We start from the raw sequence: 24,185 nt of genomic DNA, 5'->3' as shown, positions 1-24,185 counted from the left end.
GCGTGGACCCGGGGGAAACACGGGTACCCGCGACCCGATCCCGGGACACACTGGTACCGACCGCTCGGGCGTCGAGGTGAGGGGTGTGGAGAATGGTCACCCGTGGGTTTCACGGCCGCAGAAGCGCCGAGGCCGACCCCAGCCGGGTACCGCCGGGCCAGTACGTGACGCGTGACTTCCCGGTGCTGTCGGCCGGGCCGACGCCACGGCGGCTCGCGGCGGACTGGACGTTCACGATTCGCGGCGCGGTGGACGAACCGGTCGTCTGGAGCTTCTACGAGCTGCGGGCGCTGCCCGCCACGAGCATCACCACCGACATCCACTGCGTGACCAAGTGGTCGAAGCTGGACACGCACTGGCGCGGCGTCTCGCTCGACACGCTGCTGGCCGACATCGACACCAGCGCCGACTACGCGCTCGCGTTCTCCGACGGCGGGTACACCACGAACCTGCCGCTGGCCGACCTGACCGGCGGCCAGGCGATGATCGCCTACGAGTACGAGGGCGAGCCGCTCACCGCCGAGCACGGCGGCCCAGCCCGGTTGCTCGTCCCGCACCTGTACTTCTGGAAGAGCGCCAAGTGGGTGCGCGGCATCGAGCTGCGCGACGACGACCACCCCGGGTTCTGGGAGAACTACGGGTACCACAACTACGGAGACCCATGGAAAGAACAGCGCTACGCCGGCGACTGAGCTGGCAGCTCGCCACCGTGCGCGAGGTCGTCGTCGAGACCGACCGCACGCACAGCATCGGCCTCGACGTGCCCGACTGGCCCGGCCACCTGGCCGGCCAGCACGTCGACGTGCGGCTCACCGCCGACGACGGGTACCAGGCGCAGCGCAGCTACTCGATCGCCTCGGCGCCGAGCGACGGGCACCTGGTCCTCACCGTCGAGCGGCTCGACGACGGGGAGGTCTCGCCGTACCTGGTCGACGAGCTGCGGGTCGGTGACCCGATCGAGCTGCGCGGCCCGGTCGGCGGGTACTTCGTCTGGCGGGCCACCGATCCCGGTCCGGCGCTGCTGGTCGCCGGCGGCTCCGGCATCGTGCCGTTTCGCGCCGTGCTGCGCGAACACGGCGCCGCGATGAGCGCCGCGCCGCTGCGGCTGCTGTACTCGGCACGCTCGTACGACGAGGTCATCTACCGCGACGAGCTGCTGCGACTGGCCGCCCGGGACGGCATCGACGTGAGCATCACGCTGACCCGCGCGCAGCCGCCCGGCTGGCACGGGTACACCGGCCGGGTCGACACCGCGCTGCTGCGCCAGGTCAGCTGGCCGCCGCAGGAGCAACCGGCGGTGTACGTCTGCGGCCCGACCGGGTTCGTCGAGGCGACGGCGAACGCGCTGGTCGGGCTCGGCCACGACCCGGGCCGGATCCGCACCGAACGTTTCGGGGGAACGTCATGACCGACCGACTGGACGGCAACGCGATCGCCGGCACCCTGCAGGCGGTGTTCGGCACCGAGATGACCACCGCGACCGGCGTCTGCGGGCACTGCGGCGACCGCAACCGGCTCGGCGCGCTCGCGGTGTACCTGGCCGGACCGGGCACCGTCGCGCGCTGCCCGGGCTGCGACACCGTACTGCTGGTGCTGGTCGAGGTTCGCGGCGTCACCTGCGTCGACGCCCTCGGCTTCGCCGACCTGAACCCCGCCGCCTGACCCGCCCACCGGGGTCGCCAGCCCTGGGGCCGGACCGGTGGTCGGCACGGGTTCGAACCCGCCACCCGACCGCGAGCATGGAGGCCTCGGACCGATCGCGGACAGCGGGGAAGAGGAACGGACATGACCGAGGCGGCGGCAGGTGGGGCGAACGGGCCCGCGCAGGACAGCTACGACGTGATCGTGCTGGGCGCCGGCCCGGTCGGGCAGGTGTTGACCGAACGCGCCCGGGCGGCCGGGCTGAGCGTCGCGGTGGTGGAGCGCGAGCTGGTCGGCGGCGAGTGCTCGTACTGGGGGTGCGTGCCGAGCAAGGCGCTGCTGCGCCCGGTCCTCGCGGTCGCCGACGCGCAGCGGGTCGACGGCGCCCGGGAGGCGGTGACCGGCCGGGTGGCGCCGGCCGGCGTGTTCGCCCGCCGGGACCGCTACGTCACCGATTGGGACGACAGCGGGCAGGCCGACTGGGTCACCGACGGCCAGGGCGCCGTCCTGGTGCGCGGACACGGCCGGCTCGACGGGCCACGCCGGGTCTCGGTGGCCACCCCCGACGACCGGATCGTCCGGCTGGCCGCCCGGCACGCGGTGGTGCTCGCGACCGGCAGCTCCCCCGCGCTGCCCGACCTGCCCGGCATCGCCGAAGCCCGCCCGTGGACCAACCGGCAGGGCACCGACAGCGGTACCGTGCCGGGCCGGCTCGCGGTCGTCGGCGGCGGCCCGGTCGGCGTCGAGATGGCCACCGCCTGGAACGGGCTGGGCGCCACGGTCACGCTGGTGGTCCGCGAGTCCGGGCTGCTGCCCCGGATGGAACCGTTCGTCGGCGAACTGGTCGGGCAGGGCTTCAAGGAGTCCGGCGTCGAGGTGCGGCTCGGCGTCACGGTCACCGAGCTGAGCCGCCCCGGCGGTACCGGGCCGGTCCGGCTGGTACTCGACGACGGCAGCGAGCTCGAGGCCGACGAGGTGCTGCTGGCCACCGGCCGCAAGCCCAACACCGGCGACCTCGGGCTGCACACGGTCGGCCTGACCGCCGGCTCGTGGCCGGACGTGGACGACAGCTGCCGGGTGCGCGGCGTCGACGGCGACTGGCTCTACGCGGTGGGCGACCTCAACCATCGCGCGCTGCTGACCCACCAGGGCAAGTACCAGTCGCGCATCGCCGGCGCCGCGATCGCGGCCCGGGCCGCCGGAGCGCCGCTCGACGACGCACCGTGGGGTGCGCACGCGGCGACCGCCGACACCGCCGCCGTACCGCAGGCCGTGTTCACCGACCCGGAGGTCGGCGCGGTGGGGCTGTCGGCGGCGCAGGCGCAACGGGCCGGGTACCGGGTCCGCGCCGTGGACGTCGACCTGGGCCGCCAGGTGGTCGGCGCGCTGCTGTACGCCGACGGGTACCAGGGGCGGGCCCGGATGGTGGTCGACCTGGACACCGAGACGCTGCTGGGCGTCACGTTCGTCGGCCCGGGTGTCGCGGAGCTGCTGCACTCGGCGACGATCGCGGTCGCCGGTCAGGTGCCGATCGACCGGCTGTGGCACGCGGTGCCGTGCTTCCCCACCATCAGCGAGGTCTGGTTGCGGTTGCTGGAGGCCTACCGCGGCTGACGGCCGCGGGGCCGCCCCGCAACGAGAGGGAACGAAGGCGTGCGCGGCCGGCACGGCCGGGTGTCGATCAGACGTGCTCGACGGTGAAGCCGAGCCGGCCGAGCACCGTGACCGCACCGGCCCGGCCGCCCTCGAAGTCGCCGGAGGCCAGCCGTTCCCCGGTCGCGAACTCGTAGGCGACCCCGAGCATCGCCTTCGGCGGGTACGACCGGCCACGGTGCACCAGGGTGTAGGTGGTGGTCGGTGCGAACCCGTGCGCGGCGAAGAACCGCCGCGGCCCGAGCGTGTCGTACTCCGTCATCGCCCGCCGCACGTCGGCCGGGGTCACCCGGTCCCACGCGATCGATCGTGTCATCGTTGCCTCCCGAAAGGTCGGCGGCCGGTCAGGCCGCCGCGGAGTGCCGGAGGCGGCGGGACAGGAAGTCGCGGATCAGCTCCGCCGCCGGCCGGTCGCCGGCCTCGCGGTGGAACGACCGGTGGCCGTCGATGATCGCGTACCGATGATGGACGGCTGGCATCGCTCTCACCCCCGCTGGCTCGACCGCGGCGCCGGGACCGGCGCACCCCCACAGCCTGCGGCCGTCGCGGTACGGGTCGCGCCCGTACCGGCCACCGGTCGGCGCCCGGGCCGGGCCGGTACGCCGGGCCCGTGCGGTCAGCGGCGCAGCTGCCGCCGGGAGGTGACGCCCAGCTTCGCGAACGTCTTGCTCAGGTGCCATTCCACCGTGCGCGGGCTGATGAACAGCCGGGCCGCGATCTCCACATTGGACAGTCCGGCCCGGACCAGGCGGACGATCTGCACCTCCTGTGGCGTCAGGTCGGCGGCGTTCCCGCCGCTGCGCCTGCGTACCGTTTCGCCCGTACTGCCGAGCTCCCGTGCCGCGCGCGCCGCGAACGCCGTCATGCCCATGTCCCCGAACATCTCGTACGCACCGCGCAACTGCCGGCGCGCATCGGCGCGCCGGTTCTGCCGCCGCAGCCACTCCCCGTAGTGCAGCCGGGTGCGGGCCAGCTCACCGCGGATCGGCGTACCCGCCAACCGATCCACCGCGCTGCGGTAGTGCGGCTCGGGGTCCGTGGCGAGCAGCGCCTGACAGCGCGCCTCCAGCCCGAGCGCCCAGTCGGTACCGGCCGCCTGCGTCATCGTCCGCAACCGCGCCACCGCGTCGGCGGCCAGCTCGTTCCGACCGAGCCGGGCCGCCGCGGTGATCAGCTCGACCAGCGAGCACCAGGTCACCACGCCCAGGTCGGCGTCCGACTCCGCCGCCGGCAGTACCGCGGCCAGCGCCTCGTCGTGCCGGCACAGGCTGTTGTAGAGCACCGCCAGCGCCCACCCGCCGGCCGCCACACCGAGCCCCTCGCCGCGTTGGGTCGCCTCCTTGGTCGTGGCCGCCACCAGCTCCGCGGTGGCGTCCTCCGCGCCCCGCCAGGCCACGAGCAGCTGGGTCGCGTACGACGGCTCGTCCAGGCCGGTGCTGGCCCGCACCGCGTCGAACTCGTGCACCAGCCCGTCCGCGGCGGCCAGCTCGCCGGTGAACACCTGCACCACGATGCGCTGCGCCAGCGCGAGCGGCAGCGCGGTCAGCGTGCCCGACCGGCGCGCCCGCGCCACGAACGCGTCGGTGATCGTGTCGGCCGCCGCGTACTGCCACCCGTCCATCGCGCAGGTGGCGGCGAACCACAGCCACCGCAGCCCCGCCTCGTCCCCCGGCCCGGCCGCCAGCTGCGACAACGCCTCCCGCAGCAGCGGCGTACCGGCCGGGAAGCCGTCCCGGTAACGCACCGCGAGGCCGGTCAGCAGCAGGTCGCAGGCGTCGGCCGGGTCCGGTGCGGCCCGGGCCGCCAGCGCCTCTGCCGCGAGCTCGCGCAGCGTCGGTCCCGGCCCGCCGTCGCCGACGAACCAGCCCGCCTGCATCGCCTCCAGGTAGGTCTCCCGCGCCAGCCGCGGGTCCAGCGGCTGCAACCGGTTCGCCGCCCGCAGCAGCAGCCCCGGCGCCGCCACTCCGCGGTCGAGGGTGAAGCTGATCCGGGCCCGCAGCAGGTACGCGTGTGCCCGCGCCACCTCGTCCAGCGGGCCGGCCTCCGCGCGGGCCAGCAGCCGTACCGACCGCTCCGGCAGCCCTGCCTGGTACTCGGCCTCGGCGGCGGCGAGCAGCCGCTGCGCGCGCCGGGCCGGGTCCGGGGTCAGCTCCGACGCGCGTGCTAGGAACGCCGCCGCGGCCGCCGGGCCGCCCCGGGCCTGCGCCCGCGCCGCGCACCGCACCAGTTCCGCGGCGACCTCCTCGTCCTCACCGACGGTGGCCTGCGCGCGGTGCCACGCACGCCGATCCGGGTCGGTGGCCGAGTCGGTGACCTGCGCCAGCGCCTGCTGGACGCGGCGACGATCCGCCGCACCGGCGGCCCGGTACACCGCCGAGCGCAGCAGCGGATGGCGGAACGTCACCCGGGCACCGAACGTCACGAACTCCTCGGTCGCCGCCCGGGACGCGGGGTCGGTGTCCACGTCGACGCCCAGCCGGTCCAGCGCCCGCCACACCAGTACCGGATCGCCCACCGGCTCGGCCGCGGCGGTCAACAGGATCTGGCGTGCAGTCGGCGACAGGACCGCGATCTGGCGCCGGAAGCTCTCCTCGATCCGGCTCGGCAGCGGTACCGAGTCGAGCAGTCCGAACCCGCCGGCCAGCTCCGCCGGGGTGAACCCGCGGGGCAGTTCCAGCAGAGCCAGCGGGTTGCCCTGGCTCTCGGCGATGATGCGGTCCAGCACACCGCCGTCGACCGGGCCCGCGTGCGCCGACGCCAGCAGGGCCCGGGCCGCCGCCTCGGGCAGCCCGGTCACCAGCAGCTCGGGCAGCCCGGCCAGTTCCGGCGCCTCGGTACGGTCGCCGCCGTCGCGGACCGCGAACACCAGCGCCACCGACTCGGCCTGCAACCGCCGCGCGGCGAACCCGAGCACCTGAGCCGAGGACCGGTCCAGCCACTGCGCGTCGTCGATCACGCACAGCAACGGCCGTTCCCGGGCGGTCTCGGCAAACAGGCTCAACGCCGCCATACCCACCAGGAACGGATCCGGCGGGCGGCCGGTGTCCAACCCGAACGCGATGGTCAACGCGACGCGCTGCGGCTCCGGAATCCGGCGCAGGCCGTCCAGCAGCGGCACGCACACCTGGTGCAGACCGGCGAACGCGAAGCCGCTCTCGGCCTCGACACCGGCGGCCGGCACGATCCGGTGATCGCCGGCCCTGCCCCGCAGGTACCGGAGCAGCTCGGTCTTGCCGATGCCGGCCTCGCCGCGCAACACCAGGGCACGGCTCTCCCCCGCCCGCACGTCGTCGAGCAGTCGGTCGAGCGCCTGCGCCTCGGTACGTCGGTCGACCAGCACGCGACCCCTCCGCACCGGGTCCGTCCGCGTCGAGACCGCCGCGCCGGCGGTGCGGACGTTGATCGGGTAGCCACCGCGAAACATGTCGCCGTACACAAGCTACGCCCGCACCCGCCTGTACCGAACCCGCTTCACCGTGTTCCTCGGTCGGCGCGGCACCTCAGGCGTGCGCGTCCAGGTACTCGACGAGGCCGACCACGTCGGCCGGTACCAGCCGACCGATCGCGCCACTGGAGTACACCGACACGACGACCCGGCCGTCGCGGTCCAGGACGAACCCGGTCGACTGCAGGTAGACCGGGTCGGGGTTGACGAACGCACCGGTCGCGGCCGCCACCTCGGCGGCGTCGGCGCCGTACCCGACCGGGAACTCCAGCCCGTGCTTGGCGACCAGCTCCGCGGTCGTCGCCTCGTCGTCGACCGACAGCGCCACCACCCGGGCATCGACCGCCGCCAGCCTGTCCTTCGCCCGCTGGAACGACGCGAGCTGCGCGTTGCAGTACGGGCACCAGGAGCCGCGGTAGACCAGCACCACACCGTAGTGGCCGGCCACCTCGTCGGGCAGGGTGAGGCTGCGGCCGGCGGGCAGGTGCACGGTCAGGTCGGGGAACGTGTCACCAGGGTTCAGCAGGGCCATCGGGATCCTTCGCAACGAGCGGGACAGGGCGGTGGCCGGCGCCGAACGACGTGCAGGGCGTCCGGCGTTTCCTGCCGACCGACGCCGGCCACACTGGTGAGTGGCGGCACCGGCCCCCTTTCTTACCGCCGGGCGGTACGGTTCTTTCCCGGCTCCGCCCTTCCTTCCGGGCGGCACCCTTCTTCCGGGCGGCACCGTTCTCCCGGACGGCGCCGTTCTTCCGGGCGGCACCGTTCTCCCGGACGGTAGGCGTTCTCCCGGACGCAGGCGTTCTTCCGGGCGGCCACGATCGCCCGGTGGGGCCAGCGCCGGGGGGAGCCTCCTTACCGACCGGAAACGGCCGCCGGCCGCTCGACCCCGCCGCCGCCGGGGCGTGCCTATATTCGGTGCGTGGCATCCGCATCGACGTCCAAGCCGCCCGGGCCGGTGGCCGACGAGCAGACCCGGGAGTGGCTCGCCGACCTGCGGGGCGCGTCGTACGTCTCCGCCCAGGCGCGGCTGCACGCCCTGCTGCTCCGGGCGGCGCGGGCCGAGACCGGTCGCCGCGCCGGGCGGCTCCGACTGGCCGGCCCGGAGCTGGACGACATCGCCCACCAGGCCGCCGACGACGCGCTGGTGTCGATCTTGCGCAAGCTGCCCGAGTTTCGCGGCGAGAGCCGGTTCACCACCTGGGTGTACAAGTTCGTGGTGTTCGAGGTCGGGGCGAAGGTCTCCCGGCACTTCTGGGCCCGTGCCGCACAGCCGCTGGAGACCGAGCAGTGGGAGCGGCTGCCGGACCGGTTCGGCTTCTCCCCGGAACAGGCGGCCCAGTCGGCCGACCTGCTGGCCGCCGTCCGGGAGGCCGTCTCGACGGTACTGACCAGCCGGCAGCGCGACGCGTTCGTGGCGATCGTGGCCGACGGCATGCCACTGGACGCCTACGTGGCCGAGATCGGGTCGAACCGCAACGCGGTCTACAAGGCGGTCTTCGACGCGCGACGCAAGATCCGGGCCCACCTGGTCGCCCACGGCCACCTCGGTGAGGATGAAGCACGATGACGAAGCCCGACCCGACGACCGACGGACGCCAGGCGCTGCTGGCCTTCCTGACCACGCACGACGACGACGCCGGCTGCGGACGCACCCGCGAGGTGCTCGACGTGTACGCCGAGGAGATCCTCGCCGGTCTGGACCCCGCCGACCGGTGGCCTGGCGTCGCGGTACACCTGCGGGTCTGCGGCCCGTGCGCGGACGACCTGGCCGGCCTGCTCGCCCTGGCCTGACCGTCGCCTGGGTACGACGACGGGCCGCCCCGTTTCACCGGACGGCCCGTCGACCGCGGGCGATCAGCCCTGCCGGGCCTTCCAGCGGCGGTTGCGCTTGTTCAGCACGAAGATGCGGCCCCGCCGGCGCACCACGAAGGAGCCGTCCTTCGCCCGAAGCGCCCGAACCGAGTTGCGTACCTTCACGTTCGACACCCCCTCCGCCGCACGCAACGCCGCACCCGGCAGCGGAATTCCCGCTTCACCCGGCGTCGGCGACGTCCCGGATCCGCCCGGTGTCGGTACCGCCGAGCCCGGAGACGAGGACCCGCGCCGAGTGTGCCGGCGAGATCAGCTCGCCGGACCGGTACGACTCGGCGAACCGCTCGACCAGGCCACCACCGACCGATTCCGGGTCCTGCTCCCGGATCCAGCCCTGCATGGCGGTGTCGACCCGGCCCGGCCGGTACACGTTGACCGTGACTCCGGTACCCGCCAGTTCCGCGGCCAGGTTGAGGCTGTGCGCTTCCAATGCGCTCTTGGCCGCCACGTAGGTGTTGCCGCGCAGCATCGCCGCCGGCCGCGCGACGACGCCGGTGGACACGTTCACGATCCGGCCCCAGCCGGCCGCGCGCATCGACGCCAGGAACGCCGCCGCGAGCAGCATCGGTGCGATCGCGTTCACCCGGTACGAGCGGTCGACGTCGGCCGCGGTCAGCTGCTCGGTCGGGCCGATCGGGCCGACGACGCCGGCGTTGTTGATCAGTACGCCCACCGGCCCGAGGTCGCGTTCGATGCGGGCGCCCAGGTCGGCCACCGCGGGCAGCTCGGCCAGATCGGTCGGGTACGCGGCGGCCGACGCGCCGGCGGCCGTCAGCTCGTCGCGCACCGCGGTCAGCTCGCCGGCGCTGCGGGCCACCAGGGCCAGCCGGGCGCCGGACCGGGCCAGCTCCAGTGTGACGGCGCGCCCGATCCCGCGGCCCGCGCCGGTGACGACCGCGAGCCGGCCGGACAGCGGGCCGGTGTGTTCGGAAGTGTGCATGACCGTTCGTGTCGGTCGCCGGCTCCGGTCTTACCGGACTGCCCTCCCCGCACGCGGCCGGCCCGCGGAACCGGGCCGGCCGCGAGCGGCGGGGTCGGCCGCCCGCGCGGTCGATCCCGCCGGTGCGGTCGAGCCCGCCGTCCGCCGCCGATGCGGTCGAGCCCGCCGTCGGCTACCGATGCGGTCCACCCCGCCATCGGCCGCCGTATGCGGTCGAGCCCGCCGTCGGTGGCCGGCAGGGTCGACCCGGTACCGCGGTCAGGAGGCGACGATGCCCTCGCCACCGACCGCACCGGGTACGGTCACCGAGCCGATCCGGGTGAGCGCGCCGGTGGGGCCGACCCGGAACTCGTCGACCGTGCCCGTCCCCCCGGTCTGCACGTAGAGGAACCGGCCGTCGGAGCTGGCACTCGCGTCCACGGTGCCCGGGTCGGTGGGCACCGTCCCGGTCGCGGTGAGCCCGCCCCGCCCCGACCGGTACTGCGAGACCGTCGCGCTGCCCGCGTTCGACACGTACACCGAGCGCCCCGACCGGGTGATCCAGCAGGTCGCCTGCTGCCCGGTCGCGGTCCGCGACGCCAGCCGCAGCGAACCGGTGCGGCCGACGGTGAACGTGGCGACCGCGTTCGGGCCGGCCTCCGCCACCAGCAGCCGACCGGCGGGGTCGAACGTGACGGCGAACGGGACGTTGCCCGCGTCCGGTGTGGTCACGGCGCGACCCAACCCCAGTGGTGACACCGGAAACACCACGATCTGGTTGCCGTTGGCCTTGGTGGTCACCACCAGCTTCGTCCCGTCCGGAGTGAACGCGACCTGCCCCGGGGTGCTGGTGAACTCCGGCGTCTGGTCCGCGTCGAGGCCGAGGCCACGGTGCCAGCCCGGGACCCGTACCAGCCGGTCGCCGAGCCGCAGGAAGCCCTGCACCGAGCCACCGTCGCGCGCGTTCAGCACGTACACCATCGAGCCGTGCACGGCGACGCTGACCGGGAACGCCCCGCCGGAGCCGAGCACCTGGCTACGGTGCAACCGGTCGCCGCGCACACCGAAGACGCTGACGGTGTTGCTGCCGGCGTTGACCGCGAACAGCGTGTTGCCCGACCTGGCCAGCGCGCCCTGCGAGGCCAGGTGATCGATCTGCGAGCCACCGAGCACTCCCCCGCGCCCGCCGGTGGCGTACGTGCCGGCCCGGTGCAGCGTGCCGTCGGCGGCCCGGTCGTACGCCACCACGCTGTTCGCGTCCGGGTTGTCGGTCTGCACGAACACCGAGCCGCCGCGCTGCCCGTGCGCCTGTGCCGTGCCGGCGGTACCCAGTGCGGCGGCCGCGGCGGCCAAGGCCGCCCCCGCCACCAGAGTCTTCCTGGCCTTCACGATGTCTCCTCACCCGGTTCCGGTAGGTCGTTGGTTGGTGGCCGCCGACCGGGCCGTACTTACCGAATCCGGGAAAGTGTGTGGATCCGCACGCTGGTGCGGGACTCACAGATCGAGGACCAGATCGCCGTCCGGGGCCGCGCAGCACAGCAGCGCGGTACCCTGCTCCGGCGGTTCGAGCGGCGCCGGCCGGTAGCGCACCCCGCCGGACAGCAGCGCCGTCTGGCAGGTGTGGCACACCCCGGTACGGCACGACCAGCGGGTCGGCACGTCGCACGCCTCGGCGAACTCCAGCACGGTACGGAAGTCGTCCCGCCACTGCACGCTCAACCCGCTGCGCGCGAACGTGATCTGCGGCGCGGTACCGGCGGCGCCCGCCGGCGGATGGGGCGGCACGCCCGCGCTTCCCGTGATGCCGGGATTGATCGGCGCCAGCGCACCGAACAGCTCGGTGTGGATGTCCGCGTCGGCGACACCCAGCTCGGCCAGTGCCGCCCGCATGGCGGTCATGAACCCCTCCGGGCCGCACAGGTAGACGACGGTACCAGCGGGCAGGTCGAGGGCGGCCAGCGCCGCCCGGTCGATCCGCCCGGCCACCGCCGGCGCGGCCGGCGGCACGGCCGGATCCGTTGCGGTGTAATAGATTCGCTCGTGCCCGTGGGGCAGCTTGGCCAGCAGCTGGTGCGCCTCGGCCGCGAACGCGTGGTCGGCCGCCGTGCGCGCGGTGTGCAGCCACCAGATCTGCCGCTCGTCGCCGGCGGCGGCCAGCGCGTGCAGCATCGCCAGTACCGGGGTGGCACCGACGCCGGCGGACAGCAGCACCACCGACGCGGCCGGCCCGGCGAGGACGAACTCGCCCCGCGGCGCGGCCACGTCCAGGGTGTCGCCCACCCGCAGCCGGCTGTGCAGGTACCCGCTCACCGCGCCGTGCGGCTCGCGCTTGACGCTGATCCGGTAGTCGCGCTCGGACGCCGCGGACAGCGAGTAGTTGCGCACCGGTGCCGGGTCGCCCGCGCCCGGCACCCGCACCGTCAGGTACTGGCCGGGGCGCGGTAGCGGCAGCGGGCCGGCGCCGTCGGTGGCGCGCAGGTGGATGGAGGTGATGGTGGCGCTCTCCGGCACGATCCGGGCGATGCGCATCGGCCGGAAGCCGGGCCAGCCGGCGGGTTCGACGCCGATCGGCGGGGCGGCGGCCGGCGCCTCCAGCAGATCGCGGAACGACTGCCGCCAGCCGGGGCTCAGCGCGGGGATGTCGAGCGCGGCGCGCAGCGCCTCCGGGTCCCGGTCGGGCAGGTACAGCAGGGCGTCGGCGGCGGCGACGGTCAGCTCGTGCGGGCCGGTCCGGGTCCGCACGATCTCGTCGCCGGCCTGCACGTACCCCTCGGTGAGCACCCGCAGGTAGAACCCGGGCCGGTGGTGGGACACCAGCAGCGACGGCATCTCCGGTACGCCCAGCCGCAGGCCGACCCGGAAGCAGGTCACCCGCGGCTGGGTGACCTCGAACTCGGCCGACCCGATCCGGTACCGGTCGCCGATGTGCACCTGGTCGTCGGGCAGCCCATCGACGGTGAAGTTCTCCCCGAAGCGGCCGGGGTCCAGATCGTCGCGGTGAAGCTCGCGGCGCCAGTGGTCGTAGGACTGGCGCTGGTAGACCAGCACGGCGCGGATCTCTCCGCCGTGCCCGGCGAGATCGCCCTGGCCGTCGCCGTCCACGTTGAGCCGGCGGACCAGCCGGGGCCCCTCGACCGGGTGCTTGACGATGCCGGTGTGCACGGTGCGGCCCTGCCAGGCCACGTCGCGCGGCAGCCCGACGTTGACCGACAACAGCGTGGCCATCTCGCCCTCCTAGTTCGCCGCGGTCGACCGGCTGCGCTGGTAGTGCCGGCGGGCCTTCATCCGGTTGCCGCAGACCGCCATCGCACACCAGCGGGCCCGGTTCGGCTTGCTGTGGTCGAGCAGGAACAGCCGGCAGTCGGGGTTCGCGCACGGTCGCAGCCGGTCGGGATGCTCGACCCGCACCTGGTCCCAGGCAAGCACGGCGCGGGCCGCCGCGTGCCCGCCCGCGGGCAGTTCGGCGGTCCAGGCGACGCCGTCGCCGGCGATCGAGGGTCGATAGCTCGCACCGGTGAGGAAGCCGGCGAGCGTGCTCGCCGGTGCCGTGCCGCGCACCACCTGCTGCAGCGCGTCGCGTGCGGCGACCAGGTGGCGGCGCTCCGCCGCCGAGTCGGGCAGACCGTGCCGGGCCAGCCAGCCACCCGCGGCGGCCGGGTCGGCCAGCTCGTCGCGCACCGCGCCGTCGAGCACCGGGGTGGTGTTCAGCAGGTCCAGCAGCAGCGTCTCCGCGCCTGTCTCCGTCATCACCTCGACCTAACCCCTCCCAATTGCTTGACAGGTTACAGCGTAGCGTGCTCCACTCTAACCAGCAATAGCTATTTAACTGGTTAGCTGGTCGCGGATCGGCCGGGCGACGTCCCGGCGACCCGGCCACGGCGCGGACGGCTTGGGGGACGATCGATGCGAACGGCGACGCGGGGCCGCACCGCAGACGCGACACCGGGTACGACGGCGACCGAGGTACGCAGAACGGACACGGTCGGGATGCCGACGGCCGAGACCACGGCCGAAATGCCCTCAGCCGGGATGCCGATGGCCGAGCTGTCCACGGCCGCGACGCCGATGGCCGGGACCCCGATGGCCGGGATGCCGATGGCCCGGATGCCGGCGGTGGGGAGGGCAGCGGCCGGGACGCCCGCGGCCGGGATGGCGCGGACCGGTACGGCGATGGCGGGAACGGCGATGAGCGGAATGTCGATGGTGGCCGGCCGGCCCGGGCGGCTCGCCCGGCTGCGCGCCGGTGAGACGACCGGCGCCGCCGTGCTGGTGGCCGCGATCGTCGCCGCGCTGGTCTGGGCCAACGCCGCACCCGACAGCTACCAGGCGCTGTGGCACTGGCCGTTGACCGTCCGGATCGGCCCCGCCGTCGCCGCGCTCGACCTGCGGGGCTGGGTCGACAGCGGCCTGATGACGCTCTTCTTCCTGGTCGTCGGGTTGGAGGCGCGGCGCGAGATCGACCTGGGCGAGCTGCGCGACCACCGCCGGCTGATCGTGCCGCTGGCCGCCGGCCTCGCCGGGATGGCGCTGCCGGCGCTGATCTACCTCGCGATCACCGCCGCCGGGCCGGGCGCCGCCGGCTGGGGCGCCGCGATGTCCACCGACACCGCTCTCGCCCTGGGCGTGTTGACCGTGGTCGGGCGCGAGTTGCCGGCCCGGATCCGGACGTTCGTGCTGACCGTGTTCGTGGTCGACGACATCGTGGCGCTGGCGGTCATCGCGATCGCCTACAGCGGCCACGTCCGCCCCGCCGCCCTCGCCGTCGCGGCGGTCGCCTACCTCGGCGTGCTCGCCTGCCGGTACCTCGGCGACCGGCACCGGATGCCGGTGTTCGTGCTGCTCGGCGTGACCGTCTGGGGTGCGTTGCTGGCCAGCGGCGTGGACCCGGTCGTCGCCGGGCTCGCGATCGGGCTCGCCACCCCGGCGCACCTGCCCCGGCGAAGCGACCTGCAGCAGGCGACCCGGGCGGTACGGCTGTTCCGCGAGCAGCCCACCCCGCAGCTGGCGCGCACCGCCACGATGGGGTTGACCGCCACGCTGTCGGCGAACGACCGGCTGCAACACACCTTCCGTACCGCCACCGGGCTGCTCGTCGTGCCGCTGTTCGCGCTGGCCAACGCCGGCGTCCCGATCGACGCCGGGTCGCTGCGGCACGCGCTGACGGCACCGGTCACCATCGGTATCGTCGCCGCGTACCTGCTCGGCAAGCCGGTCGCCGTGCTCGGTACCTCCTGGCTGATCGCGCGGCGCAGCCACGGCGCGCTGCGGCCACCGGTCGGCTGGGCCGCGGTACTGGGCAGCGGCACCATCGCCGGCATCGGGTTCACCGTGTCGCTGCTGGTCGCCGGGCTCGCGTTCACCGGGCAGCAGCTGGCCGACGCGACCCTCGGCATCCTGCTCGCCGCCGCCGGCGCCAGCCTGAGCAGCCTGCTGGTGTACCGGCTCACCGCCGCGCTGCCGGAGGCGACCCGCACCCGGGCGCTGCTGGGCGGGCAGCAGGCGCCGCGCGATCTCGACACCCCGGTCGACACCGGCCGCGACCACGTCCGCGGGCCGGTCGACGCGGTCGTCACCGTCGTCGAGTACGGCGACTTCGAGTGCCCGTGGACCGAGATGGCCGCGCCCACCGCCCGGCAGCTGCTCGCCGAGCACACCGACATCCGGTACGTGTGGCGCCACCTGCCGCTGCCCGACGTGCACCCGCATGCCCAGCTCGCCGCCGAGGCGGCCGAGGCCGCCGGGGAGCAGGGCGCGTTCTGGGCCATGCACGACGCGCTGCTGGCCCACCAGACCCGGCTCGAACCCGGCGACCTGCTCGGCTACGCCGGCGACCTCGGGCTCGACGTCGACCGGTTCCACCGCGCGCTGCGGCAGCGCCGGTTCGCCGCCCGGGTCGAGCGCGACGTCGCCTCGGCCGACCGCAGCGGCGTCGCCGGTACGCCGACGTTCTTCATCAACGACCGCCGGCACGACGGGCCGCAGGATCCGGCCGCGCTGGCGGCGGCCATCGACGCCGCCCGGCGCAGCGCCACCGCGCTGCCCGCCGCGCCGGCGCACGCCCGCGGACGGCACGAGCTGGCCGCGGCCTGATCGCCCGGTACACCAACGAAACAGGGAGACATCATGGGACTGGCATGGCAACAGGCACCGCTGTCGGCACACCCGGTCGGGCGGTTCCTGGTCGCTCAACCGCTGCCCGAACCGCTGCTGTTCGCCGAGCCACTGCGCCGCCGGATGCGGGTCCGGTTCGGCGGCGAGTGGATCGCCGACAGCGAGGACGTGGTGCTGCTGCACGAGCCGGGCCGCTACCCGGTGGCGTTCTTCCCGCTGACCGACGTCGCCGACGGGGTGCTCACCCGCGAGGAGCGCAGCACCGAGCACCGGGTGCTCGGCACCACCGGCTGGTACACCGCGAAGGCCGGCACCGCCGAGACCAGACGCGCCGGGTACGGGTTCGTCGACCCGCCGGCGCACGCCGCGGTGCTGCGGGACCGGGTCGCGTTCGCCTGGCGGGCGATGGACGGTTTCTACGAGGAGGACGACCGCATCGTCGGCCACGCCGCCGATCCGTACCACCGGATCGACGTCCGGCACACCTCGCGGCACCTGGTGGTGCGCGACGGCGACCGGGTCGTCGCCGACACCACGCACCCGCTCGCGCTGTACGAGTCGGGCTTCGCACCGCGCTGGTACGTGCCGCGCGACGACGTCGACGAGTCGGCGCTGACCCCGGTCGACGGGCAGACCTTCTGCCCGTACAAGGGATTGGCGAGCTACTACGACATCGGCGAGCGGCGCCGGGCCGGCTGGTCGTACGTCGACGCGTGGCCCGAGGTCGGCGCGGTGGCCGGGTTCGTCTCGTTCGAAACCGACCTGGTCGAGGTCACGCTGGACGGCACCCGGCTCGAACTGGAGCCGGGTCAGGCCGTCGTCCCGCACGGCATCGACCGCGGCCTCGACGTCGACGAACTGCGCCGCACGCAGTGAGCGCCGGCGCCCGGCGCGGCGGCGAATCCGAGCACCACCGAACGAAGAGAGGCGGACGCACCGTGGACTACGCGATCGAGGCCGTGACGCTGCCGGTCGGCGACGTGGACCGGGCGGTGGCGTTCTACACCGACCGGGTCGGCTTCCGGCTCGACGTGGACTACCGGCCGAACGACCGGTTCCGCGTCGTGCAGCTCACCCCGCCCGGCTCGGCCTGCTCGATCCAGTTCGGCGTCGGGCTCACCGACGCGCTGCCGGGATCGACCCGGACCAGCTACCTCGTGGTCACCGACGTCGAGGCGGCGCGGGACGAGCTCGCGGCCCGCGGCGTACCGCTAGGTCCGTTGCGGCACAAGCGATCCGTGCCAGACTGGCAGGGCGACCACGAGCCCGGTGTGGACCCGGAGCGGCGCGACTACGCCAGTTTCGTCGACTTCGCCGACCCGGACGGCAACACCTGGACGATCCAGGAGCGCGGCCACCGGCCGTGAGGGGCGCCGCCGTTCCGGGTCGGTGCCGTCACGGGCGGGCCGTACGGGCGCCGAGCAGGGCGAGGGCGATGATGCCGGCGCCGAGCGCGGCGACGATCCACCACACCGCGTGCGCCGCGCCGGTGAACCCGGTACCGCCGGCGGCCAGCGCCGGCCCGACGAGCGCGCCGGACACCGCGACGCCCAGCGTGGTACCGGTCTGCCGGCCGGTGGAGGCGAGCGCGCCGGCCAGGCCGGCCATCGAACGCGGCATCCCGGCGATCGCGGTGTTGCTGATCGGCGGGTTCACCGTGCCCAGGAACACGCCGAACAGCAGGTACACCGCCAGTACCGCGAGCAGCGGCGTGCCGGGTCGCAGCCACAGGGACGCGACCCCGCCCAGCGCCAGCGCGCTGCCGGCGACCAGCAGCGGCGGTACCGGGCCGGAGCGGGCGACGACGCGGCCGGTCAGCGGCGAGATCACCAGTACCGGCGCCCCGACCGGCAGCAGGCACAACCCCGCGGCGACCGGCGACATCCCGCGCACGTCCTGCAGGTACTGGGTGGTCACGAACAGGAAGGCACCGAACCCGCAGAGCGCGAACACCGCGAGCACGATCGCGGAGCTGAACTGCACGCGGCGAAACAGCCGCAGGTCCAGCAGCGGGTCGGCCCGGCGCGGCTCGTACCGGACGATGCCGGCCACCGCGAGCGCCGCGACCACCAGCAGCCCGACGATCAGCGGCGAGCCCCAGCCCCGGGACCCCGACTCGATGATCGCGGTGACCACGCTGCCCAGCAGTACCACCATCAGCAGCTGACCGACCGGGTCGAACCGGCGCGCCCGCGGCGCCCGCGACTCCGGCAGGTAGCGTGCGGCGGCGAGAAGCGCGACGGCCACCACCGGGACGTTGAGCCAGAACACCGCGCGCCAGCCGAACGCGTCCACCAGGCCGCCGCCGAGGATCGGCCCCAGCGCGAGCCCCAGCCCGGACACCGAACCGAACACGCCGATGGCTCGGGCCCGCTCCGCCGCACCGGTGAACGTGTTCGCCACGATCGCCATCGCCACCGGGTTGAGCATGGTGCCGCCGACCGCCTGCACCGCCCGCGCCGCGACCAGCCAACCGGTCCCGGGCGCCAGCCCGCACAGCAGCGACCCGACCCCGAACACGGCCAGGCCGAGCTGGAACACCCGCCGCCGACCCACCCGGTCCGCGGTCGACCCGGCCAGCACCAGGAACCCGGCCAGGACCAGCGTGTACGCGTCGACGGTCCACTGCAGCCCGGCCTCGGTGGCGTGCAGATCGTGGCGGATCGCCGGAAGTGCGACGTTGACGACGGAGATGTCCATCACCACCACGACCATGCTGAGGCAGCAGATCGCGAGCACCAGGTACCGGCGGCGCCGGCTCAGCGTCGCCGGCCGGGCGGGGGACAACACGGGTGAACTCATGCCACCGACGCTAGGATTTAGAGCGTGCTCGAAGTCAAGCCGCAGTCGAAGTCCGGTTCGACACGCTCACCATCGACGACCCGGGACGACCGTTCGGACCACCCGGCTCGGCGCGAGGAGGCGTCGGAACACCCGCCCCGGCGCAAGAGGCCGCGCGAGCCGCTGCCGGCCGAGGGCGTGACGATCGCCGAGGCCGCTCGCCGCACCGGGGTGAGCGTGCACACGCTCCGCTACTACGAGCGGGCCGGGCTGGTCATCAGCGCGGTCGACCGCACCAGCGGCGGCCGTCGCCGGTACCGGGAACTCGACCTCAAGTGGGTCGTCATCTGCACCAAGCTGCGCGCCACCGGGATGCCGATCCGGGGCATCCGCCGGTACGCGGAGCTGGTCGCCGCCGGCCCCGGCAACGAGGCCGAGCGGCTCGCCCTGCTGGAGGCGCACCGCGCCGACGTGCGCGCCCGGCTCGCCGAGATCCAGGAGAACCTGACGCTCATCGACCACAAGATCGACGTCTACCGCGGCAGCCTCGCCGCCGGCGACGCCGACCAGCTCTGGGCCCCGACCGCCCGCTGAGCGTCGACCGGGCCGACCCGTACCGCCGGATCCGGGTGGCCGCCGCAACCACGACCGCCGATTCAGGGAGACCCCGTGCCCGATGCCGCAACCCACGACCAGGCCACACCCGAGGTGGTCGCCCGGATCCGCGAGAGTTTCGGCCGGCAGGGGCTGATGCGGCTGCTCGGCGCCGAACTCGTGCAGGTCGCGGCCGGTCGGGTGGGCATCAGCCTGGCGCGCCGCCCGGAGGTCAGCCAGCAGCACGGGTACGTGCACGCCGGGGCGACCAGCGCGATCGCCGACAGCGCCGGCGGGTACGCGGCGCTGACCATGCTGCCGGACACCGCGGAGGTGCTGACCGTCGAGTACAAGCTGAACCTGCTCGCCCCGGCCGCCGGTGACCGGCTGGAAGCCACCGGCGTCGTCGTCCGGTCCGGGCGGACGTTGAGCGTCTGCCAGCTGGAGGTGCACGCGGTGACCGCGGCCGCGCGCAAGCTGGTCGCCGTCGGCCAGCAGACCGTCATCGGTGTCCCCCGCGAGTCCTGAGACGCCCGGCAACCGCGCGGCGAGGCCGGCGCATCCCGACGCGGGACGGCGCCGCGGTCACGTGATCGTCGACACCGAGCCGGGCCGCCGCGCGGCGCCGCGGTCACGTGATCGTCGACACCGAGCCGGGCCGCCGCGCGGCGCCGCGGGTGAGGATGGCGGGACGAACCACGGCGGAGGGGGCCTGCTGATGAGCGCACGCACGACCGACGGGAGCGCCGGGGACGCCGACTACGGCGCGATCGGGGTGGCGTACGCGCGGTACCGCCGGCCTGAGCCGCGCATCACCGCCCTGATCGAGCAGGCGCTGGCCGGCGCCCGCACCGTGGTCAACGTCGGCGCCGGCGCCGGCTCGTACGAGTCGCCGCGCTTCGCGGTCACCCCGGTCGAGCCGTCCGCGTCGATGCGCGCGCAGCGTCCCGCGCACCTGCCCGAGGCGGTCGACGGGGTGGCCGAGCAGCTGCCGTTCGGCGACGACGCGTTCGACGCCGCGATGACCACCTTCAGCGTGCACCAGTGGCCCGATCCGGCCGCCGGGCTGCGCGAGATGCGCCGGGTCGCCCGCGGGCCGGTCGTCGTGCTGACCTGCGACCCGGACCGGGTCCGCGACTTCTGGCTGTACGAGTACGCGCCGGCGGTGCTCGACACCGAGGCCCGGCGCTACCCGGCGATCGACGACCTCGTCGGCATCCTGGGCGGCCGGGCCGACGTGCGGACGGTACCGATCCCGGCGGACTGCGTCGACGGCTTCAACGAGGCGTACTACGCGCGCCCGGAGATGCTGCTCGACCCCGCCGCCCGGCAGTCCTGTTCGGCCTGGAGCTTCGTCGAGCCCGCGCTGGCCGAGCAGTACACCGACCGGCTGCGCGCCGCGCTGGACTCCGGCGCCTGGGACCAGCGGCACGGCCGGCTCCGGCACCAGAGCGAGCTGCTCGGGTCCCTGGTGCTGATCCGCGCCCTGCCCTGACCCACGACCGCCGCCAGCACCGATCGGAGACGCCCGTGCCGAAACCTGCGGCCCGACAGCTCGATGCGCGGCTCGCCCGCGACGACGCGGTCGCGCAGGTGCTGGCGGCGCGCACCGACGACGAGCTGGTACGGCTGGTGCACGGCGCACGGCCGCTGGCGCACGGGATCGGCGGTACCTCGGCGCTGCTGGCGGTCGACGGCACGCCGGTGTTCGTCAAGCGGATCCCGCTCAGTGACCGGGAACGCCGCCCGGAGAACCTCGGATCCACGGCGAACCTGTTCGACCTGCCGCTGTGGTGCCAGTACGGCGTCGGCGGGCACCCGGGGTTCGGGGTGTGGCGGGAGGTGGCCGCGAACGCGATGACCACCGGCTGGGTGCGCGCGCGACGCACCGAGGCGTTCCCGTTGCTGTACCACTGGCGGATGCTGCCCGGCAGCCCACCGCTGACCGACGAACTCGCCGACGTCGACCGCGCCGTCGCGTACCTGCACGGTTCCCCAGCGGTGCGGCAACGGATCGAGGCGACCGCCGCGGCGTCGGCGAGCGTCGTGCTGTTCCTGGAGTACGTGCCGGACGGCCTGAACGACTGGCTGCTCGGCCGGCTCGCCGCGGGGCCGGCGGCGATCGCCGCGGCGGCCAGGATGGTGGAGCGGCGGCTGCGCGTCGATCTCGGCTTCCTCGACACCGCCGGGCTGCGGCACTTCGACGCGCACTTCGGCAACGTCCGCACCGACGGCGAGCGGCTCTACCTGGTGGATCTGGGCCTGGCGACCTCGGCCGGGTTCACGCTGTCCGCGGCCGAGGCGGCCTTCGTGGCGGCCCACCGCAACCACGACGTCGCCCACGCGCTGAGCCAGCTGATCAACTGGCTGGTCGGGCACGTGTGCGGGGTGCCGCTGCGCGCCGCCGACGGGACCCCCGCCCGCAACGACTACCTGCGCCGCTGCGCGGCCGGTACCCGGGTCGTCGACGCGCCGCCGGCGATCGCGGCGCTGATCGAGCGGAACGCGGCGGTCACGGTCGCGGTCAACGACTTCTACTGGGAACTGTTCGGCACCAGCCGCCGCACGCCGTACCCGGCGGCCCGGATCGACGCGGCCGTCGCGGCCCTCCCCCCGCTCGCCGAGCTGGTGGAGTCCACCGGATAGGCGGCCGGATCGGCCGGCCCGGTGGCACCGGCGGACTTCACCGCCGCGCCGCGCGGTTCAGACGGGTCGCGGCGCGCGGGCGAGCGGCCGCCGGAGGCGGCAATCTGGACATACATCACCTATCCGCGTATTGTACGGAAATCGTTTTCTCGCCGCCTGCCGAAGCGGCAGGTCGAACGGCACCGTGGAGGTCGCGATGACCGTACTGGCACCGCGCCGGCTCGCCGGCCTCGTCGTCGCCGTGGCGGCCTGCCTGGCGCTGGTCGGCAGCAGCACCACCGTGTCGGCCGCGCCGCACCGCGCCGGCGCGCCCCAGCACCCAGCGGCCGCCGCCACCCACCCGTCCGACGACCCCGCCGCCGCACCGGCGGCGACCGGGACCGAGCTGGGCACCGGTACCCAGCTGTACCCGCGGTTGATCCGGCTGGCGCACTCCGGCGACGCGAACGGGCAGCTGATCGCCTCCACCGTCTCGTTCGACCCGCAGGGGTACGGCGCGATCTGGCGCAGCACCGACGACGGCGCCAGCTTCGACCGGATCGGTCAGGTGCGCCATCCGGCCGCCGCGGGCGGCTTCTGCTGCACCAGCGTCTACGAACTGCCCAGCGCGGTCGGCACGATGCCGGCCGGCACGCTGCTGTGGTCCGGCTCGTTCGGCGCCGACGCCGGCGACAACCGGCGGATGTCCATCGACCTGTGGGCCAGCACCGACCACGGCGCCACCTGGTCGAAGGTCTCGACCGTACTGACCGCGCCGAACACCGGCGGCCTGTGGGAACCGGAGATGCACGTCGACGCCGAAGGGCAGCTGGCGCTCTACTACTCCGACGAGACCCAGCAGCCCACCCACAGCCAGGCGCTGATGGAGGTGTTCTCCGCCGACGGCATCACCTGGTCCACCCCCTATCCGGTGGTGTCGCTGGCCGACTCGGGCGCGCGGCCGGGCATGGCGGTGGTGCGCACGCTGCGCAACGGGACCCGGATCATGACCTACGAGATCTGCGGCTCCAGCTTCGCCTGCGACGTGTACTACCGGACCTCCGCCGACGGCGCCGACTGGGGCGACCCGGCCCAGCCCGGTACCCGCATCGTGGCCGACGACGGTACCCACTTCCGGCACACGCCCACCACCGCGATCGTCGACGACGGCTCCGCGACCGGGAAGATCGTGCTGGTCGGTCAGCTGTACGTGACCGCCGGCGGCGGGTCCGACGCCGGCAACGGCACCACCCTGCTGACCAACTCCGCCGGCGGCGCCGGGCCGTGGCACCGCATCGCGGCACCGGTGCAGGTGCCCACCGCGTACGACAACTACTGCCCGAACTACAGCTCCGCGCTCGCGCCGACCACCGACCAGACCCGGATCGTCGAGATCGCCACCGACTACGCCGGCACCACCTGCGAAGCCTTCCTCGCCACCGGCCCCCTGTGACGGTGTGGCGGCCGGGCCGATCGTGTGCAGATCCGGTGCAGGCCGCCGCCACCGCCGTCCGCACTGCCTACCGTGAGCCCGATGGACGTCTACGACGCGGTACGGACCCGGCAGTCGATCCGCCGCTTCACCGATCGGCCGGTGCCCCGAGCGGTGCTGCAACGAGTGCTCGGTGCTGCCGCGCAGGCGCCGTCGGGCAGCAACCTGCAACCGTGGTACAGCTGCGTGCTGTCCGGCGCGGCCCTGGCCGAGCTGACGAAACAGGTCGCCGCACGGGTGGCGGCCGGCGACCGAGGCGACGAGCCCGAGTTCCCCGTGTACCCCACCGAGATCACCCCACGCCAGCACGACCGCATGGCCGTACTGGGTGAGCGGCGGTACGGCGCGCTCGGGATCGACCGCGACGACGTACCGGCCCGGGCCCGCGCCCGGGCCCGGAACTGGGCCTGCTTCGGCGCCGGTACCGCACTGTTCTGCTACCTGGATCGCGCCGCCGCGCCGCCACAGTGGGCCGACGCCGGCATGTACCTGCAGACGGTGATGCTGCTGCTGCGGGCCGAGGGGCTGCACAGCTGCGCCCAGCTCGCCTGGGCGGAGTACCACCGCAGCGTCGCCGCGGTGGTCGCGCCGCCGCGCGAACGGCTGCTGTTCTGCGGACTGTCGATCGGCTCCGCCGACCCTGCCGTCACCCACCCGCGCATCCCCCGCGCACCGCTGGCGGAGACCGTCACCTTCCTGGAGTGACACCGGCACCGGCCCGAACGTTGCCCAGCCGCGGCACATCTAGTTGTTCTGGGTCATGACGTTGGTGACGCCTGCGTGCAGCCGTGAGGCTGGTGGGCGGTCTCCGATGGCGGTGTGTGCTCGATGGTAGTTGTAGTGAACGTTCCATACGTCGATGGCGGCGGCGCGTTCGGCTTCGCTGGACCACGCTCGGGTGTAGAGCAGTTCGTCGGCCAGGATGCGGTTGTAGCGTTCGACCTTGCCGTTGTGTCGGGGTGTGAACGGTCGGATGCGTTGGTGGCGGGCGCCGTGGCTGGCCACGATGCGGGTGAAGCGGTGCGCGCGGTAGTTGGCGCCGTTGTCGG

The 24,185-nt window shown here is 74.3% G+C and carries 26 protein-coding genes; 15 read left to right on the top strand and 11 right to left on the bottom strand.

The annotated features are described in order from the left end of the window. The first annotated feature begins 92 nt into the window (after positions 1-92). The 4 genes from NUM_RS16315 to NUM_RS16300 all read left to right on the top strand — a co-directional run bounded on the left by NUM_RS16315 (position 93) and on the right by NUM_RS16300 (position 3,255). Positions 93-692 (top strand): sulfite oxidase-like oxidoreductase, encoded by a 600-nt coding sequence (locus NUM_RS16315; protein ID WP_207125716.1) that lies wholly within the window; start codon positions 93-95, stop codon positions 690-692. Next, the gene (locus tag NUM_RS16310; RefSeq protein ID WP_207125715.1) at positions 662-1,408 is read left to right on the top strand and encodes a ferredoxin reductase; all 747 of its coding nucleotides are present in this window, start codon (positions 662-664) and stop codon (positions 1,406-1,408) included. The genes NUM_RS16315 and NUM_RS16310 overlap by 31 nt, the downstream gene beginning before the upstream one ends. Continuing rightward, positions 1,405-1,662, top strand: a complete 258-nt coding sequence (locus tag NUM_RS16305; RefSeq protein WP_207125714.1) for a DUF6510 family protein — start codon at positions 1,405-1,407, stop codon at positions 1,660-1,662. The genes NUM_RS16310 and NUM_RS16305 overlap by 4 nt, the downstream gene beginning before the upstream one ends. A 123-nt stretch (positions 1,663-1,785) precedes the next feature. After that, entirely contained in the window at positions 1,786-3,255 is a 1,470-nt protein-coding gene (locus tag NUM_RS16300) for a dihydrolipoyl dehydrogenase family protein (RefSeq protein ID WP_207125713.1), read from the top strand. Positions 3,256-3,322: 67 nt separating this feature from the next. On the opposite strand, the gene NUM_RS16295 is transcribed toward NUM_RS16300, so the two are convergent. The 4 genes from NUM_RS16295 to NUM_RS16285 all read right to left on the bottom strand — a co-directional run bounded on the left by NUM_RS16295 (position 3,323) and on the right by NUM_RS16285 (position 7,271). After that, positions 3,323-3,610: a hypothetical protein gene (locus tag NUM_RS16295; protein WP_207125712.1), complete on the bottom strand. Its 288-nt coding sequence runs from the start codon at positions 3,608-3,610 to the stop codon at positions 3,323-3,325. Between the two features lie 28 nt (positions 3,611-3,638). After that, positions 3,639-3,773: a hypothetical protein gene (locus NUM_RS37675; RefSeq protein ID WP_263975129.1), complete on the bottom strand. Its 135-nt coding sequence runs from the start codon at positions 3,771-3,773 to the stop codon at positions 3,639-3,641. Positions 3,774-3,910: 137 nt separating this feature from the next. After that, positions 3,911-6,634 (bottom strand): AAA family ATPase, encoded by a 2,724-nt coding sequence (locus tag NUM_RS16290; RefSeq protein ID WP_225918623.1) that lies wholly within the window; start codon positions 6,632-6,634, stop codon positions 3,911-3,913. 160 nt (positions 6,635-6,794) lie between these two features. Next, a complete protein-coding gene (locus tag NUM_RS16285) occupies positions 6,795-7,271 on the bottom strand; it encodes a peroxiredoxin family protein (RefSeq protein ID WP_207125710.1) in 477 nt (158 codons plus the stop codon). Between the two features lie 390 nt (positions 7,272-7,661). On the opposite strand from NUM_RS16285, the gene NUM_RS16280 reads away from it, so the two are divergent. Next, entirely contained in the window at positions 7,662-8,309 is a 648-nt protein-coding gene (locus tag NUM_RS16280; RefSeq protein ID WP_225918622.1) for an RNA polymerase sigma factor, read from the top strand. Next, on the top strand, positions 8,306-8,533 hold the full coding sequence (locus NUM_RS16275) for a hypothetical protein (RefSeq protein ID WP_207125709.1): 228 nt from the start codon (positions 8,306-8,308) through the stop codon (positions 8,531-8,533). Before NUM_RS16280 ends, NUM_RS16275 begins: the two co-directional genes overlap by 4 nt. A 63-nt stretch (positions 8,534-8,596) precedes the next feature. Here the strand turns inward: NUM_RS16275 and NUM_RS16270 are convergent, their stop codons facing one another. The 5 genes from NUM_RS16270 to NUM_RS16250 all read right to left on the bottom strand — a co-directional run bounded on the left by NUM_RS16270 (position 8,597) and on the right by NUM_RS16250 (position 13,280). Then, the gene (locus NUM_RS16270; protein ID WP_207125708.1) at positions 8,597-8,719 is read right to left on the bottom strand and encodes a ribosomal protein bL36; all 123 of its coding nucleotides are present in this window, start codon (positions 8,717-8,719) and stop codon (positions 8,597-8,599) included. 55 nt (positions 8,720-8,774) lie between these two features. Continuing rightward, positions 8,775-9,554 (bottom strand): SDR family NAD(P)-dependent oxidoreductase, encoded by a 780-nt coding sequence (locus NUM_RS16265; RefSeq protein WP_207125707.1) that lies wholly within the window; start codon positions 9,552-9,554, stop codon positions 8,775-8,777. Between the two features lie 258 nt (positions 9,555-9,812). Beyond that, positions 9,813-10,922, bottom strand: coding sequence for a lactonase family protein (locus NUM_RS16260; protein ID WP_207125706.1), 1,110 nt, complete (start codon positions 10,920-10,922; stop codon positions 9,813-9,815). A gap of 105 nt (positions 10,923-11,027) precedes the next feature. After that, positions 11,028-12,758, bottom strand: a complete 1,731-nt coding sequence (locus tag NUM_RS16255; protein WP_207125705.1) for an MOSC and FAD-binding oxidoreductase domain-containing protein — start codon at positions 12,756-12,758, stop codon at positions 11,028-11,030. A gap of 9 nt (positions 12,759-12,767) precedes the next feature. Beyond that, positions 12,768-13,280: a CGNR zinc finger domain-containing protein gene (locus NUM_RS16250; protein WP_207125704.1), complete on the bottom strand. Its 513-nt coding sequence runs from the start codon at positions 13,278-13,280 to the stop codon at positions 12,768-12,770. Between the two features lie 267 nt (positions 13,281-13,547). Between NUM_RS16250 and NUM_RS16245 the strand changes: the two genes are divergently transcribed. The 3 genes from NUM_RS16245 to NUM_RS16235 all read left to right on the top strand — a co-directional run bounded on the left by NUM_RS16245 (position 13,548) and on the right by NUM_RS16235 (position 17,011). Continuing rightward, positions 13,548-15,623 carry a Na+/H+ antiporter NhaA gene (locus NUM_RS16245; protein WP_225918621.1) on the top strand — a complete coding sequence of 692 codons (2,076 nt, stop codon included), beginning with the start codon at positions 13,548-13,550 and terminating at the stop codon, positions 15,621-15,623. Positions 15,624-15,656: 33 nt separating this feature from the next. After that, positions 15,657-16,520, top strand: coding sequence for a DUF427 domain-containing protein (locus NUM_RS16240; RefSeq protein ID WP_207125703.1), 864 nt, complete (start codon positions 15,657-15,659; stop codon positions 16,518-16,520). Positions 16,521-16,582: 62 nt separating this feature from the next. Further along, positions 16,583-17,011, top strand: coding sequence for a VOC family protein (locus NUM_RS16235; protein WP_207125702.1), 429 nt, complete (start codon positions 16,583-16,585; stop codon positions 17,009-17,011). A 28-nt stretch (positions 17,012-17,039) separates the two neighbouring features. Here NUM_RS16235 and NUM_RS16230 read toward each other — a convergent pair whose 3' ends face one another. Beyond that, positions 17,040-18,446, bottom strand: coding sequence for an MFS transporter (locus NUM_RS16230; RefSeq protein WP_225918620.1), 1,407 nt, complete (start codon positions 18,444-18,446; stop codon positions 17,040-17,042). 24 nt (positions 18,447-18,470) lie between these two features. Here NUM_RS16230 and NUM_RS16225 point away from each other — a divergent pair, with 24 nt between their 5' ends. The 6 genes from NUM_RS16225 (at position 18,471) to NUM_RS16200 (ending at position 23,841) form a co-directional block, all read left to right on the top strand. Then, entirely contained in the window at positions 18,471-19,019 is a 549-nt protein-coding gene (locus NUM_RS16225) for a MerR family transcriptional regulator (RefSeq protein WP_225918619.1), read from the top strand. Positions 19,020-19,094: 75 nt separating this feature from the next. Next, a complete protein-coding gene (locus tag NUM_RS16220; protein WP_207125701.1) occupies positions 19,095-19,547 on the top strand; it encodes a PaaI family thioesterase in 453 nt (150 codons plus the stop codon). Between the two features lie 190 nt (positions 19,548-19,737). Next, positions 19,738-20,514 (top strand): class I SAM-dependent methyltransferase, encoded by a 777-nt coding sequence (locus NUM_RS16215; RefSeq protein WP_207125700.1) that lies wholly within the window; start codon positions 19,738-19,740, stop codon positions 20,512-20,514. A gap of 35 nt (positions 20,515-20,549) precedes the next feature. Next, positions 20,550-21,665 (top strand): serine/threonine protein phosphatase, encoded by a 1,116-nt coding sequence (locus NUM_RS16210; protein ID WP_207125699.1) that lies wholly within the window; start codon positions 20,550-20,552, stop codon positions 21,663-21,665. A 196-nt stretch (positions 21,666-21,861) separates the two neighbouring features. Further along, positions 21,862-23,097: a sialidase family protein gene (locus tag NUM_RS16205; RefSeq protein WP_207125698.1), complete on the top strand. Its 1,236-nt coding sequence runs from the start codon at positions 21,862-21,864 to the stop codon at positions 23,095-23,097. A gap of 81 nt (positions 23,098-23,178) precedes the next feature. Next, positions 23,179-23,841, top strand: a complete 663-nt coding sequence (locus NUM_RS16200) for a nitroreductase (RefSeq protein WP_207125697.1) — start codon at positions 23,179-23,181, stop codon at positions 23,839-23,841. A gap of 39 nt (positions 23,842-23,880) precedes the next feature. Here the strand turns inward: NUM_RS16200 and NUM_RS16195 are convergent. Further along, positions 23,881-24,185 (bottom strand): integrase core domain-containing protein (locus tag NUM_RS16195; RefSeq protein WP_207125696.1); only part of this gene is annotated, 305 nt, incomplete at its 5' end.

Origin of the sequence: Actinocatenispora comari (assembly GCF_017312725.1) — a bacterium.
In the GTDB taxonomy this organism is placed as follows: Bacteria; Actinomycetota; Actinomycetes; order Mycobacteriales; family Micromonosporaceae; genus Actinocatenispora; species Actinocatenispora comari.
Note: the sequence above shows the minus strand (reverse complement) of the source record. Positions and strands in the feature narration are given on the sequence as shown.